The organism is Curtobacterium sp. 8I-2 (assembly GCF_902506155.1).
Taxonomy (GTDB): domain Bacteria; phylum Actinomycetota; class Actinomycetes; order Actinomycetales; family Microbacteriaceae; genus Curtobacterium; species Curtobacterium poinsettiae.
Map to the genome: position 1 here is coordinate 1,411,482 of NZ_LR732827.1, position 13,534 is coordinate 1,425,015.

General features: G+C 65.6%; 13 protein-coding genes and 2 pseudogenes. 4 read left to right on the forward strand and 11 right to left on the reverse strand.

Annotated elements, in window-relative coordinates; genetic code table 11:
- Positions 1-13 precede the first annotated feature (13 nt).
- From BOSE127_RS10535 to msrA, 3 genes are all read right to left on the reverse strand, one after another.
- On the reverse strand, positions 14-1,663 hold the full coding sequence (locus BOSE127_RS10535) for an APC family permease (RefSeq protein ID WP_017887625.1): 1,650 nt from the start codon (positions 1,661-1,663) through the stop codon (positions 14-16).
- A 161-nt stretch (positions 1,664-1,824) separates the two neighbouring features.
- Positions 1,825-2,733: a polyphosphate kinase 2 gene (ppk2, locus tag BOSE127_RS10540; protein ID WP_017887624.1), complete on the reverse strand. Its 909-nt coding sequence runs from the start codon at positions 2,731-2,733 to the stop codon at positions 1,825-1,827.
- Positions 2,734-3,022: 289 nt separating this feature from the next.
- Complete coding sequence (msrA, locus tag BOSE127_RS10545; protein WP_159557127.1) at positions 3,023-3,544, reverse strand: peptide-methionine (S)-S-oxide reductase MsrA; 522 nt, start codon at positions 3,542-3,544, stop codon at positions 3,023-3,025.
- A 181-nt stretch (positions 3,545-3,725) separates the two neighbouring features.
- Between msrA and BOSE127_RS10550 the strand changes: the two genes are divergently transcribed.
- Positions 3,726-4,103, forward strand: coding sequence for a hypothetical protein (locus BOSE127_RS10550; protein ID WP_042536973.1), 378 nt, complete (start codon positions 3,726-3,728; stop codon positions 4,101-4,103).
- A 147-nt stretch (positions 4,104-4,250) separates the two neighbouring features.
- On the opposite strand, the gene BOSE127_RS10555 is transcribed toward BOSE127_RS10550, so the two are convergent.
- From BOSE127_RS10555 to BOSE127_RS10590, 8 genes are all read right to left on the reverse strand, one after another.
- Complete coding sequence (locus BOSE127_RS10555; protein ID WP_159557129.1) at positions 4,251-4,409, reverse strand: hypothetical protein; 159 nt, start codon at positions 4,407-4,409, stop codon at positions 4,251-4,253.
- Positions 4,410-4,531: 122 nt separating this feature from the next.
- A complete protein-coding gene (locus BOSE127_RS10560) occupies positions 4,532-4,804 on the reverse strand; it encodes a MoaD/ThiS family protein (RefSeq protein ID WP_159145889.1) in 273 nt (90 codons plus the stop codon).
- A complete protein-coding gene (gene moeB / locus BOSE127_RS10565; protein ID WP_159557131.1) occupies positions 4,801-5,925 on the reverse strand; it encodes a molybdopterin-synthase adenylyltransferase MoeB in 1,125 nt (374 codons plus the stop codon). Before moeB ends, BOSE127_RS10560 begins: the two co-directional genes overlap by 4 nt.
- Complete coding sequence (locus BOSE127_RS10570; RefSeq protein ID WP_159557133.1) at positions 5,922-7,268, reverse strand: CapA family protein; 1,347 nt, start codon at positions 7,266-7,268, stop codon at positions 5,922-5,924. The genes moeB and BOSE127_RS10570 overlap by 4 nt, the downstream gene beginning before the upstream one ends.
- Positions 7,265-7,969, reverse strand: coding sequence for a hypothetical protein (locus BOSE127_RS10575; protein WP_159557135.1), 705 nt, complete (start codon positions 7,967-7,969; stop codon positions 7,265-7,267). Before BOSE127_RS10575 ends, BOSE127_RS10570 begins: the two co-directional genes overlap by 4 nt.
- A 59-nt stretch (positions 7,970-8,028) precedes the next feature.
- Positions 8,029-9,174, reverse strand: coding sequence for a YcaO-like family protein (locus BOSE127_RS10580; protein WP_159557137.1), 1,146 nt, complete (start codon positions 9,172-9,174; stop codon positions 8,029-8,031).
- Positions 9,171-10,322: a TfuA-like protein gene (locus tag BOSE127_RS10585; protein ID WP_159557139.1), complete on the reverse strand. Its 1,152-nt coding sequence runs from the start codon at positions 10,320-10,322 to the stop codon at positions 9,171-9,173. The genes BOSE127_RS10580 and BOSE127_RS10585 overlap by 4 nt, the downstream gene beginning before the upstream one ends.
- Before the next feature lie 301 nt (positions 10,323-10,623).
- Entirely contained in the window at positions 10,624-11,955 is a 1,332-nt protein-coding gene (locus BOSE127_RS10590) for an MFS transporter (RefSeq protein WP_159557141.1), read from the reverse strand.
- Positions 11,956-12,190: 235 nt separating this feature from the next.
- Between BOSE127_RS10590 and BOSE127_RS10595 the strand changes: the two are divergent.
- The 3 genes and pseudogenes from BOSE127_RS10595 to BOSE127_RS17375 form a co-directional block, all read left to right on the forward strand.
- Positions 12,191-12,799: pseudogene (locus tag BOSE127_RS10595) on the forward strand (recombinase family protein).
- Positions 12,800-12,883: 84 nt separating this feature from the next.
- Positions 12,884-13,135 carry a leucine zipper domain-containing protein gene (locus BOSE127_RS17370; protein WP_236559533.1) on the forward strand — a complete coding sequence of 84 codons (252 nt, stop codon included), beginning with the start codon at positions 12,884-12,886 and terminating at the stop codon, positions 13,133-13,135.
- 125 nt (positions 13,136-13,260) lie between these two features.
- Positions 13,261-13,503 (forward strand): annotated as a pseudogene (locus BOSE127_RS17375) (Mu transposase C-terminal domain-containing protein); the annotation flags it as partial.
- Positions 13,504-13,534 lie beyond the last annotated feature (31 nt).

A 13,534-nucleotide genomic window follows, 5' to 3' on the forward strand; every position in this document is an offset into this window, starting at 1 on the left:
GGTTCCTTCCGGGTCAGGCTTCGACGGAGGCGGAGGCGGACGCCGGGGCTTCGGCCACCGGGTTCGCGGCAGCCGCGGCTGCGGGGACGGGCACCGCCGCGGTGGTGGGGACCTCGGCAAGGGTGATCGGGCCGTGCACCCGGTGCCGCCAGCTCGACCACGCCCAGCCGACGAGCAGCACGCCGCCGATGAACAGCAGGGCGCTGTACTGCAGCCACCACGACGTGCCGGTCAGGTCGTAGATCTCCGGCCGGGGCCAGATGAGGTTGATCGCCATGCCGATCTGGAACGCCACGGCCAGGGCGTTGAGCGGGATGCCCCAGCGGCCGAGCGTGAACAGCGGCTTGCCGTCCTCGTCCACCCCGGTCGGCAGGCCCGTGCGGCGGAGCGTGATGCGCTGGACCAGCAGCGGCCCGGTGACCCCGAGGTAGGCCAGGTAGAGCATCGCGATGCACAGGCTCGACAGGGCGGTGAAGATCGCGGACTGCCCGATGTTGACGGCGAGGGCCAGCCCGGCGCCGACCCCGACGACGATCGACGCGGCGATCGGGGTGCCGGTGCGGGGTGAGACCCGGGCGAGGGTGCGGTGGAAGGGCAGCGCCTTCTCGCGGGCCATCGAGTAGACCATCCGGGCGCCGGCGGTCTGCACGGCCAGGGTGCAGGCGAAGACCGCGACGGCGACGGTGCAGAGCAGCAGCCGACCGAAGACGTCGCCGAGGGTCGAGGTGATCACCCACGCCAGGCCCTGCGAGGCGAGCTTGCCGTCGGTCAGGCTCGGCGCGGCGACCAGGGCGCCGATGATGAGCAACCCGCCGCCGAGGCCGGAGACCGTCAGCGCCCGGACGATCGTCTTCGGGGTGGTCCGGCGCGGGTTGTGGGTCTCCTCCGCGAGCTCACCGGCGGAGTCGAAGCCGACCATCACGTACGCGGCCATCAGCGAGGACGCCAGGAACGCCCACACGTACGGCTCGGTGCTCGTCGAGCCGGCGGTCGTGAACACCACGGAGGCACTGCGGTGCGGCAGCAGGAACAGGGCGCCGATGAGCACGACCACGCCGACGATCTCGATGAGCACGCCGAAGCTCGTCACGCGGGCCATCAGCCGGACGCTCGTGATGTTCACGATCGTGGTCACGGCGAGCATCACCAGCCCGAGGACCACCGCGTTCGCAGCACCGGTCGGCGACGCGACGGACGGGTCGGCGCCCGGACCGCCGACGATCTGGAACCCGTCCCAGATCGCGGGGAGCACGGCCTGCACAGCGATGGCCGCCACCGCGACGGTGAGGATCTGGCCGATGATCATCGTCCAGCCGGTGAACCACCCGAAGCGGGCTCCGGCCAGACGGCTCGACCACTGGAAGATCGCGCCCGAGATGGGCCAGCGGGCCGCGAGCTGCGCGAAGTTCAGCGCCACCAGCAGCTGGCCGCCGAAGACCAGCGGCCACGCCCAGAAGAACGCGGCACCGCCCAGCCCGAAGCCGAGTCCGAACAGCTGGAAGACCGTGGTGAGGATCGAGACGAAGGAGAAGCCCGCCGCGAAGGAGGAGAACGAGCCGACCCCGCGGTGGAGCTCCTGCTCGTAGCCGAGGCGGGCGAGCCCCTGCGTGTCGACGTCGGACGTGGCGCGCGGTGCGTGGAGCGGTGCTTGCGGAGAACGCATGACTGCAGACCTTTCGCGGAGTACCTGTCGGGTGACAGGTAGTGCGACAAGTGTCTTGCTGCCCTGTGTCGGCGCCGTTGCCCGTCTGTTTCGAGTGCGTGACGGGAAGCGGCGGCGTGTAAACGTTCCGAGTCGGCGGGCGGTTCAGCCGCCGCGGGGGATCACTCGATGTCGACGTCCCGCTTGCCCCGGCGGACGATGAGCGGGTCCGGCTTGCCGATCACGTCGGCGTCCTTGTCCGGGTAGTCGAACTGCGTCAGGAAGTACCGCATCGCGTTGAGCCGTGCGCGCTTCTTGTCGTTCGACCGCACGATCGTCCACGGCGCGTACCGCTTGCTCGTCCGGGTGAACATCGCCATCTTCGCCTCGGTGTAGTCCTCCCACCGGTCGAGCGACAGCAGGTCGATGTCGGACAGCTTCCACCGCCGCACCGGGTCGAGCTGCCGCATCGCGAACCGGGTCCGCTGCTCGCGCCGGGTCACCGAGAACCAGAACTTCGTCAGGTGGATGCCGGAGTCGACGAGCATCCGCTCGAACTGCGGCACCTGGGTCATGAAGGACTCGTACTCGTCGTCGTCGCAGAACCCCATCACCCGTTCGACGCCGGCACGGTTGTACCAGGAGCGGTCGAACAGGACCATCTCACCGGCGGCCGGCAGGTGCTGCACGTACCGCTGGAAGTACCACTCACCGCGTTCGCGCTCGGTCGGCTTGCTCAGCGCGACCACCCGCGAGGTCCGGGGGTTGAGGTGCTCCGTGAACCGCTTGATCGTGCCGCCCTTGCCCGCGGCGTCACGCCCCTCGAACAGCACGACGACCTTCTGCCCGGTGTCCTCGAGCCAGTACTGGCACTTCAGCAGCTCGATCTGCAGCAGGTACTTCTGGTACTCGTACTCGTCCCGCGGCAGGCGTTCCGAGTACGGGTAGTCGTCCTGCCAGGTCAGCACCGGGTTGCCGTGCGGGTCGATCAGGTCCGGGTCGGCCGTCTGGCCGCCCGCGACGCTGTACCCCTCGGTCCGCAGCTGTTCGATGTACTCCCGCAACGGCTGCGAGTACGGCGCTGTGTCCACGGTGTCCTCCCTCTGCGAGCCGATCGGCTGTCGGCCCCAGAACCATCCTGGCCCGGCCACCCGCACGACCGCCCCACGCCTCGCCCTGGACGCGACCCGACGACGGCCTGGAGGCGCGGTGCGGGCCCGCCCCGTGCCTCCCGTCCGCATGTGGTCCTTCACAGGCATGGCGGAGCCATGGCCGGCCGGTCACCCCGTGATGCAGACAGTCCCCGGGTCGGCGGATCGCCGTCCCGGGGACTGGTTGGAACTGCTCGGCGGATCACGCTGATCCGCCGCGTTCGTCAGGTCAGACGGCCGCGGTCGCCTCATCGCGGTGCGGGAGCTTCCAGCCCGGACGAACGAAGTGGCAGGTGTAGCCGTGCGGGTTCTTCTCGAGGTAGTCCTGGTGCTCGTCCTCGGCCTCCCAGAACGGGCCGGCCGCGGTGACCTCGGTGACGACCTTGCCGGGCCAGATGCCCGACGCATCGACGTCGGCGATGGTGTCGAGCGCGACCTGCTTCTGCTCGTCGGTCGTGTAGAAGACGGCCGAACGGTAGCTGCGACCGATGTCGTTGCCCTGGCGGTCCTTCGTCGACGGGTCGTGGATCTGGAAGAAGAACTCCAGCAGGTCCCGGTACGAGATCCGGGACGGGTCGAAGACGATCTCGACCGACTCGGCGTGGTCGCCGTGGTTGCGGTACGTCGCGTTCGGCACGTCGCCGCCGGAGTAGCCGACGCGGGTGCTGACGATGCCGGGACGACGACGGAGGAGCTGCTGCGCTCCCCAGAAGCATCCGCCGGCGAGGATGGCGGTCTCGGTGGTGGTCATGGTGGCCTCCTGGGCTCTCGTGTCACTGGCTGCGACACCGTGTGGTGCAACCGGCAACAGGGACGATCTGTTCCCGTCGTCAGGTCCGCTGTGGGGCGCGGACCCACCCGGGTGTGCGGTCGGTACGACTCGACCCTACGAGTCCGTGCTCCGTGTCGCCCCTGCGCTACGGTCAGGCCACATGAAGCGGTCATCCGTGCACGACGAGGGGCAGCGCCGTCCGCGTGGTTCGTGGGGACTGGGGCTCGCGCTCTGTTCCCTCGTGTTCCTCGAGGTGTTCGCGACGATCGGCTCGCTGCCGGGGATGGTCGCCGCGCAACTGGAGCAGTACACGCCCTGCGCTTCCGACGTGACGTTGCAGTGTTCGTACGCCGTCGGGGAGACCGCGCAGTTCCTCGTACCGCTGGTCGCACTCATCGTCACGATCACGACCTGGGTCATCGGAGCGTCCGGTGTTCCCACGGTGCGGCGACGGGTAGTGACGCCAGCGATCGGCCTCGTGGTCATCGTCCTGACCTTCGTGCTCGGCGTCGTCGCGATCGATCTGTCGATCAGGTGACCGTCGTCAAGCGAACTCGCCGCCACACGCTCCCGAGGACCTGATGCCGTTCACTCCAGGTCGGTTACAAGACAGGGCCGACTGCGGGGTGGATGGCGTCGTCGACGGACTCAGGAGCGCTGGTCTCGGTGCCCGATAGCCGATCCTCTAACGGCCGCGCCGCCCGTCACTTCGACGTCGCCGCCACTTTGCGTCGGCGTAGGCGTAGGCGTAGGCGTAGGCGTAGGTGAGCGTGTACAGCCCGCCGGTGGCGAGTGGCGAGACAGCTAGAAGGACCGCCATCGAATCGACGAGGAACAACAGCATCGCGGCGACGCCGAGAGGAACGAAGTGTGGGCAGCTTCGCTCAGCGTCGTTGATTTCTTTGCACTACGTGTCCCGGCCGCCTCCCGCGGCCGCCGATCGTGCGCATCCTTGGCGAGTTCTAGCTAGCCTCCTGCAATTGCAGAGACGAGCTCGAGGAGTGCTACGCCGTGTAGTGAGCTGTCCTGCCCTTGGAGGGAGCGCACGTCTTGACCATCGACGTAGACGTTGATGAATCTGTTGACGTTGTCGTTCGTGTCGAACAGTCGTCGTTGCGCAGCCGGATTTCCGGCAACGAGACTCCGTAACGCCTCGCCGACCGTACTGACGCTCGTCGTCGTCTCTCGCACACCGAGCACCTCGGCGAGGGATGCTGGCACCAGGATCGTCGTTGTCATGCTGTTGTCTCCATGTGGGTTTGAATGGTGACTCCGCTCCAAGCGTCGAGGCCGCCGGCGAAGGATTCGACGTGCGTGAAACCGGCGTCCACCGCGATCTCGCCCGCGGCTCGGGAGCGTTGCCCGCGCTGACAAACGAGGACGAGCTGGTCGGTCGGTGTAGCATGCTCGCCCAGTTGCGCGGCAAAAGAGTCGAGCGGAACGTTGACGGTGCCTGGAATATGTCCTGCGGCGAATTCCTGGGGAGTCCTGACGTCCAGCACCACCGCGGATGAACCGAGCCGCGCACGAAGCGCGTTTTCCTCGATCGTGAGAATCCGCGATGGAATGACCGCGCACACATCCTGATAGTCCCCGAGTGCGGTTACTTGTTCGCGGGCGTCGTCGACCGGGATCGCGAGTTCACGCCACCGGGCGGTTTCAGCATCGTAGATCGCCAGGCGACCGCTGAGCGTCTGTCCGACACTGGTAACCAGCTTGATCGCTTCCATGGCCATGGTGGCTCCGATCACGCCGCAGAGCGCGCCCAATACTCCAGCCTCGCTGCACGTCGGCGCGAACTCGGGCGGCGGCGCGATCGGGAAGAGGTCGCGGTAACTGGGGCCGGCCGCGTCGAACACGCTCACCTGGCCCGAGTACTCGTGGACGGATCCCCAGACGTGAGGGATACCAGTGATCGTGGCAGCATCGCTTGTCAGATACCGCGCTGCGAAGCTGTCTGCCCCGTCAACAACGACGTCGTACTGGCTGAGCAGGTCTAATGCGTTCTCAGAAGTGAGCGCTTCGTTGTAGGTGACGACAGCGACGTTGGGGTTCAATGCGCGGAGAGTAGCGGCCGCGGAATCAACCTTCGACATGCCGACCGACGCTGTCGCGTGGACGACCTGCCGTTGCAGGTTGCTCAAGTCCACCGTGTCGGGATCGATGATCGCCAGAGTCCCCACACCTGCGGCAGCTAGGTAGAGAAGTGCCGGAGATCCAAGACCTCCTGCTCCGATCACGAGGATCCGTGCGTTGTTGAGGCTTGTCTGTCCTTGCTCTCCGAAACCGCGCAGGAGTGCGTGCCTGGAGTACCGCTCTGTGAGCTGATCCGCGGCTTCAGGCGTAGGGTTGGACGTCATGTGTGATCCTTTCGGACGGTGATGGTCCCAGCGTTGCCGTCGATGACGACGTCAGTGCCGAAGAGGGCGCTCATATCGGCCACATCTCGAAGCGCCGTTGCTGCAGTCGTTTCGTCAGCGTCAGCCGGCAGCCCGGCGTCTGCGCCAAATTGGAAGCCTTGAAGGCTGAACGGTCGGATCGTGACGCGACGCAGTGCGGCGCGATTGAACGTGCATGTCGCCGCGAGTCCTACGGCGAAATCAGAGGACCCGAAGTAGGCCTGCTGGCGCGCGGCCATGAGTTCCGGCCCCGTGATCGCTTCCGCGTCGGCTTGGTGCTTCTCAAACAGGTCTCGTGGCACCTCCGCTTGGGCTGCGTGGTTCCACACGAATGAGCCGAGCGAATACAAGATCGGCGCGCCGTTGTGCAGTTCGATGCCTCGCACACGGTGTGGCCCGTGAATGTGCACCACGTTCGCGCCGGCATCAACTGCGTCGCGTGCGAGTTCGACCAGGTACGGCGGGGGGTCGATGGCGTCGTTACTGGGGTCGTGTGAATGGATCGCAGCGACGACGATATGAGCGGTCTCAAACGCGAGTTGAATACTTGCGAGGAACCGTTGGCGGTCCGATGCCGCGACGGTGTCGTCAATCAGCATTTGGCCTGGCGGTAGGAGATCGTCGGAGGTGTAGCGCCCGCCGAACAGATGCACGGCGTCGTCGTAGACCCGATTCGGACCATGCGCCGACCCGGCAAGCGAGGAGAGTGTTTCGTAGTCGACTGCGCTTACCCGGGCGGATCGGACTCGACGAAGCACATGCGCCCCCGCGCGTCCAGGTACGGAGCCGTTAGCGTCCTGCGCACGGAAACCAGAAGGCGCGGTTACCGTCGCGGAGACAAGAGCAACTCGGTCTGCTCCGAGTGGTAAGTACGCGGGGGCGGCAGCGTGATACCTCGATGTCCCAGTTCCGGCGTGCGCGATGTTCGACTCGTCGAGTGCGCGGCACGTCGCTGCGATGCCAATAGGGCCCCAGTCGGCGGCATGGTTGTTCGCAAGGCTGACGCCTCGGATGCCAAGCTGTCGAAGTTCGGCTGCATACTTCGGGTCAGCGAGGGGCCAGGCCCCGCCTGATTCTGCAGCAGGCTGGAGACCGGGTTCATCGAGCCGGGCGAACGTCGTTTCGAGGTTCGCGATGGTCGCGTCGCTGGCTCGAAGAACCTCAGTGAGTCGCGGTGCTGATTGCGCGATGGCCGACGCACTCGGCATTGGTGCCACGATGTCGCCCACGAGCGTGATTGTCACGTCGACAGGGGGGCCGATGTGCGCGATGGGTCCCACGCGCTGGTTCGAGGTGTAGGTCATGATGTCCGATGAGTCAGTACGTTGTCGAATATTCGGGTCGCGGCACCGTATTCGCGCCAGTAGACGTCGTTATTCATGGTTCCGTGAGTCTGCCCGTTTCGCACTATCCGATGATCAACGGCCTTCGAGTGGTTCGTCGCTGACCAAAGTGGGTAGATGTGGTCGCGGAGGTGCCGGTGATCACGGTCGTTGGTCAAGGTGAAGATGCAGCATTGGGGTCGGAGGCTGTTCTCGTGGATGTAATCCGAGAGCCGAAACGGTGTCGCGGCACGTTGGTCCCCCGCGAGCATTGAGAATTCGGTGAAGTCCTTGTACAGGCGCGGGTCGTTCTGCGGGGCCACGGCAATCGCGAGCGCGGGGAGCTGGGAGCGTAACGCGTTCCGGATTGCGGCCCATCCGCCCGCCGAAGAACCGTGCCATACGACACCGTTGAGGGATTCTGCTGCGACACGGGCTGTGGCGAAGTGCTCGATGACGGGCCACAACGCTTCGTCGTCCCAGAGGTACCAGCCGACCGAGCAATCCACGTCGAGGTCGAGCACGGGGTCGCTGAGAAAAATCCGGTGCATGCCTCGTCCCCGACTGCTTGAACGTCGATAGAAGACCGGGGGCGAGTATCGCTCCCGCCGTGCTTGCCCATGGAGGAAAACATGGAGATACGGGTCGGTGCGCTCGTCTGGAACCGATTCGAGCATTGCCATCGTGGCTCCGGTGTCCGGGTCGCGCAGGTACCCAATCGCCTCGTGGTCACTGTTTGAAGTCAACGAGGAACGTAGCCTCTCGCCGTGAAGCGCGCTCCGGGGGCGACCACTCGGACAACACTGAAGTCTTCCCGGCGCGTGGACAGGTCCACGACGACCGGCTCCCAGCCGTTTTGCTCGCCGAGAACATCCGCAACCGAGTCCACGGCCGACGCAATGTCCGGCGATGGCGCGTGGGCAAAGGCCTCGACGGCCGCGCCCCAGGACGCGCCATGCTGCTGAAACGTCGGTGGCGTACGGTAACCGTCGAAAGCGGTGACCATACTGGGGAGATCGTCGCGCATCCCGGAGATACAGGTCAGGCGTGTCTGAATCGCTTCGGTGATAGCCCGCGTTGCGGCGATCACCGGGTCAAGGTGTGCCCCGGAACCGGCACACGTCTCGGGGAACTGGGGTGACCAGATATGCGCCGTCGAGGTGGGTATTCCGTAGCGGTTGGGAACCATCGAGAGCTCCAGGTCAACCCCCGCCGTCTGCAACCGGTGAACGAGTCCCACAAGCGTGGGTTCCGTGAGGTGGTGCAGGTCAACAATGATCCGACTGTCTGCACCAAACTCGGTGAGGTCGCTGAGCACGTCGCGTTCGAGAATCTCGAAGAGCGCGTGCAGTGTCGCTTCGTCGAGCGTGTTGCCCGATGCGAGTCCGGTGCTGCTGGTCTTGAATATTGCCGGCTCCCCATCTTCCTCCGCAGTGTGCGAGAGGCGGACGAGGTCGAATGGGACGAGTTGGGTTTGCTTCGAGCGCAGCCCCACCCCTTGCACCCATCTGAACTGCACCGTCCGTGCGATCTCGTCTGGGACGCGGAGTTGGAAGCACGACGGTGGGTATGTAGCCGACACTGAGAGTGTGGTTTCGATTGTGGGAAGGCTTGGCCGTTCCGCGTGCCAGAGCTCTACGGCTTCGAATATGGCAGAGAGTTTGGCTAAGAGGGGAGTCACCCCTTTGCCTTGTGAGACAGAGAGAGTCCTGGAGGCTGGCCGCACCGCCTGAAACACCGGCAGGCCGATGTCGTCGAGGCCGGTGACGTCGGCAACCCGAGTGATGCCGTACCGCCGAAGGAGCGGCCGCATGTGTTCCCACGTCGCTTCGGGAGCTCGGGACCGCCATGTGCCTTCAGTGACGACGGGATGCGTCTGGGTAGTCATCGCTGCCCCTCAAGTACGTAGCCGAGCGCAAATGCATTGAACGCGTCGAGCGCCTCGCGCGGGTATCGAAAGCCTCGCTCAAGGGCCCCTTCGTCGAACTCCGACGTGTCCCACAGTTCTGTGAGCAGCCCTTCGGCGACATGGTCGTGGAGGACGGTTGCTCGCCAGCGAGGTTGTTGCTCGCGGAACGCCTTGGTAGAGGCGACCAAGCGGGCAGCTCGTTCCCTGTCATCCTCGCGCTCTTCCCGGAGCAGCATCGCGAGCGTCGTTCGATCGCCGAGGTCGAACCGCGGACGGAAGATTCGTGCGTGCTCCCCGTCGACCAGGGCGCTGAGCGTGCTGGCCGTCGCGTGCGCTCGGACTAGCCGGTCGCGAACGCTGGGCCAGACGTCGACGAACGCGGGGTTGAAGATCTGCTGGTATCGGACCCGTTGGAATTCGTCTGCGTACTGGATGGCGTTGCGCCAGTCGCGGAGGAAAGCCGTGTTTGGTAGGTCGAATTCGGCGGATGCCGTCTCGTCGACAGTGAGGGTGCGTATCGCGCCAAGGGCGTCGGCCTTCTTTTGGTCGACGAGACCGTCACAACCGGAGAGAAAGAAGACGACGTCATCGAGGCCGGCATCGGTGAGGTCATGGAGCAGCGCGGACAGGGTACGCAACGGGTAGTAGATCCGGCGTGCACGGACGATCGCGAGGTCCGCAGCGCTCTGGCTCAGGAGGCCTCGAGTGACTGCGGGCGCGAGTGTGTACCGCAGGTTGATCAGCGCGACCGTGCCAGTACGGCGATCGCCTTCGTCCCGATGAGCGACTGCGACCTCATCATCGCCATCGATCGTGCCTGAACGGTAGTCCTGGTAGATCGCTCCGTGCCCGGTCATTCCGAAGTCGTCGAGTTCAGCAGCGCGCATCGCGCCAATGCTCGAAGCCCCGGCCACGTGCACACCACGGGCGAGCGCGTCAAGAATCTCCTTGTGTCGCAGCGCGGGATTATGGTGGTACAGGCCGTCAATGAGCAGGACAGTGTCGCCGGAGCGGATCTCCGAGGAGAACAGATCGCCGTGGCGCACCGGCGGATGCACTCGCGCAGAAGGTGCGGCGCGCGCAGTTTCCCGAGGCGAGAGGGTCGGTCCCGTGTAAATGTGCAGCATTTTGTGGATCGAAGGTGGAGCGGCCGGGCAGGACCCGACCGCTCCCCGGCTTCAGTCCTGCGTGTCGGCGTCCGACGCGGCAACGTTGATGAAGCGCTCGTCGAGCACCTCGGTGAATCGCTCAGCGGTGAGGCTCTCAGCCGCTGCTTCTCGGATGGTCTTGGACTCCATTGTTTCCTTTCCGAGGAGGGCAGGTCCCCCCTCTGCCTGGCAGCAGAGCCGCCAAGCAGAGGCTATCGACGGAATGTTTCAGCTGCGATGCATTTTTCCTGCGAAGGGATTCAACATTGCAGGTCCGGCTTTACGCGGAGGTGGGGATGTCTCGGATACGCCGGATTGGGGACAGCAGATACACCACGAGCGCTGAGAGAGGTGCGGCAGCGGCAACATCGAATACCACGCCGGAGGACCACACGGAAGCGATCAGACCCCCAGCGAGAGCGCCGAGGGGAACCGCGCCGATTGTAATGAAGCGCCGGGCGGAGGTGACTCTGCCGAGAAGTGACGACGGGGTGAGCCGCGCGAAGACCCCGACTGAGCTGATGCTCGCGACGACGATCAGCACGCTCAACAGGAAGATCACGATCGTGACGTACGGGAAGGCGGCGAGGCCATGTGCCGGCGCCAGCGTCAGTCCAACGAACGGGATCGTGAGCAGCGCGTAGCAGGTGATCTGGGCGCGCAGCGGGCCGAGGGCGTTCTTCACTCGGACACCGATCAGAGACCCGACGACGCCTCCGACTGCGCCGATGGAGAGAGCCAGTCCGTACGCGTTGGCGGGCAGCTCGAGGTGCCGGAGGATGTAGAGGGCGTACTGGCTGTTGTACATCCCGGCACCAAAGTTGACGAGGGCGCCGATTGTGACAAGCACCCTGAGCGTCGGCTCCTGGAGAGTAAACGCAACGCCCGCCCGAACCGCTGACCAGAAGGGTTCTCGCTCGGCTGCTGGCTTTCGGGGTTCCTCCTCCGGACGCATGCGCCACGCGAAGAAGCTCGACAGTAGGTGAGTCACCGCGGTGGCGAAATACGGCACCGGAGCTGCCGTGAGCGTTGCGAGCTGCCCTGCAGCCGCCGGCACGATGATTTCCGTAGTTGAGTCAGTCGACTGGAGGCGCGCAGACGCCTCACTGACGTGGTCCTTCCCGACGATCAGCGGAACAATCGCCGTATGCGCGACATCGAAGAAGACGTTAGCGGTGCTGAGAAGCGCGGTACAGACCATGAGCTGCCAGATAGAGAGCGCATGAAGCACCCATGCAACAGGAATGCTGAGAACGATCACCGCCCGCAGGAGATCAGTGCAGATGAGAACGCCACGCTTCGGCAGGTGATCAACCCACACACCGATCGGAATACCAAGGACCAGGTAGGCGGCGCGATTCAATGCCGCGATTATCGCCACCTGCCACGGCTCAGCATGCAGAAGCGTCACCGCGGTCAGGCTCAGCGCGACCGACGCTGCATCCTCACCAATGTCCCCGAACGCATTCGCCGCCCAAAGCCTGCGGAAATTGCGGTCGCCCGTGACAGGGACGGCCGGATGCTTCTCACGTACTGCGCTCGTACCCAAACGGCGAGCACCCCCTTCAATCGACGACGACTCCGCAAAAACATACAAGTCGCCGGAGCCCATTTCGACTGCGGCGGGCCATCCTGTGGTTAGTCGCAGGTTTAGATCATCAGTAGCGCGCCCGTCACTGAGGTGCTCCAACGCCGTCAGTGCGATCCCATAAACCTCTGATTCCCCTACAAGGGACCGGGGTCGCGGTGAGACATCCGTCACGGCGGCGTGTCTTGTAGCGAAACCCAGGCCCGAAAACTACGTCCCGCTACTACCCTCACCGGTCGAGTCTCGCTACGTTCTTCCCATGGGTCACCTCCTCGGGTACGCGCGCGCGTCCACCACCGACCAGGACGCGTCGCTACAGATCGACGCGCTCAACGCTGCCGGCTGCTACCGCGTGTTCGTTGACACCATGTCCGGATCGCTCCAACACCGGCCCGAGCTCGACAACCTCTTCGACCAGCTCCGCCCCGGGGACACCCTCGTCGTCTAGCGACTCAACCGGCTTGGTCGATCCATCCGGCACCTCATCGACCAGCTGCATGGCCTTGCCGGGCGCGGGAGCGGGTTCCGGTCGCTGCAGGAGACCATCGACACCATCTCACCCGGTGGGCGGCTCGTGTTCCACGTCTTCGCCGCGCTGGCGGAGTTCGAACTGGACCTCATCAAAGAACGCACCAACGCCGGCCTCGCCGCCGCCGCCGCCCGCGCCCGCGGCCGCACCGGCGGCCGGCCGTCCCGTCTCACGGCGGACCAGGTGCAGACCGCGCGTCGGCTCTACGAGCAGCAGGGCATGACCGTCGCGCAGATCGGTGACGTCCTTGGCGTCAGCCGCACCGCCATCTACCGGGCCATCGCCCGCCACGCTGAACCGGTCGCTGCCAGGCGGCCGAAGCCCTCACCCACGATGTAGCCAGTCATGGACGCGAGCGAGCGGTGGCGGATCCTTTGACTGCACGTCGACGACGCCATTCCGCTCGCCACCCTCGCCCGCAGCATGGGCATCGCCGAGCGCACCCTGCAACGCTGGCTCGCCCGCTACCGGACTGGCGGGTACGTCGCCCTCGCCGACGGCACCCGGACCGATCACGGCGTCCGACGGACGGCACCGGAAGTCGTCCGCCTAGTTGAAGAGCTTGCGCTCACCAGGCGAGACCGTCGATCGCCACCATTCACCGTCAAATCAGCGTCCACTGCGCTGAACGGGGACAGCCGGCACCGTCGCACTCCGTCGCGCGGTCGATCGTGAATGCGCTCAACCCCGGGATGGTGACGCTCGCGTTCGATGGGCCGGCCCCGTACCGAGACAAGCACGAGCTGCTGCTCCGACGTCGCGCCGACCATCCCAATGCGATCTGGCAGGCGGACCACACGATGCTGGACCTGCTCATCGTCGGCCCCGACGGGAAGCCCGCACGGCCCTGGTTCACGGTGATCCTCGACGACCACTCCCGCTCCATCTGCGGGTACATGGTGTTCCTTGGGGCCCCATCAGCGGCGAACACCGCCCTCGCACTCCGGCAAGCGATTTGGCACAAGCCTGAGCCGGACTGGCCTGTCTCCGGGATCCCGGACGTCCTCTACACGGACCACGGGTCCGACTTCACTAGCCACCGCCTCGGCGACACCGCCGCCGTGCTGCACCTCC

Bases quoted from the DNA above. Each gene is read 5' to 3' on its own strand.
- BOSE127_RS10535 (WP_017887625.1), bottom strand. From the start codon at position 1,663: ATGCGTTCTCCGCAAGCACCGCTCCACGCACCGCGCGCCACGTCCGAC.
- msrA (WP_159557127.1), bottom strand. From the start codon at position 3,544: ATGACCACCACCGAGACCGCCATCCTCGCCGGCGGATGCTTCTGGGGA.
- BOSE127_RS10550 (WP_042536973.1), top strand. From the start codon at position 3,726: ATGAAGCGGTCATCCGTGCACGACGAGGGGCAGCGCCGTCCGCGTGGT.
- BOSE127_RS10555 (WP_159557129.1), bottom strand. From the start codon at position 4,409: ATGCTGTTGTTCCTCGTCGATTCGATGGCGGTCCTTCTAGCTGTCTCG.
- BOSE127_RS10560 (WP_159145889.1), bottom strand. From the start codon at position 4,804: ATGACAACGACGATCCTGGTGCCAGCATCCCTCGCCGAGGTGCTCGGT.
- moeB (WP_159557131.1), bottom strand. From the start codon at position 5,925: ATGACGTCCAACCCTACGCCTGAAGCCGCGGATCAGCTCACAGAGCGG.
- BOSE127_RS10570 (WP_159557133.1), bottom strand. From the start codon at position 7,268: ATGACCTACACCTCGAACCAGCGCGTGGGACCCATCGCGCACATCGGC.
- BOSE127_RS10575 (WP_159557135.1), bottom strand. From the start codon at position 7,969: ATGGCAATGCTCGAATCGGTTCCAGACGAGCGCACCGACCCGTATCTC.
- BOSE127_RS10580 (WP_159557137.1), bottom strand. From the start codon at position 9,174: ATGACTACCCAGACGCATCCCGTCGTCACTGAAGGCACATGGCGGTCC.
- BOSE127_RS10585 (WP_159557139.1), bottom strand. From the start codon at position 10,322: ATGCTGCACATTTACACGGGACCGACCCTCTCGCCTCGGGAAACTGCG.
- BOSE127_RS10590 (WP_159557141.1), bottom strand. From the start codon at position 11,955: ATGGGCTCCGGCGACTTGTATGTTTTTGCGGAGTCGTCGTCGATTGAA.
- BOSE127_RS17370 (WP_236559533.1), top strand. From the start codon at position 12,884: ATGGGCATCGCCGAGCGCACCCTGCAACGCTGGCTCGCCCGCTACCGG.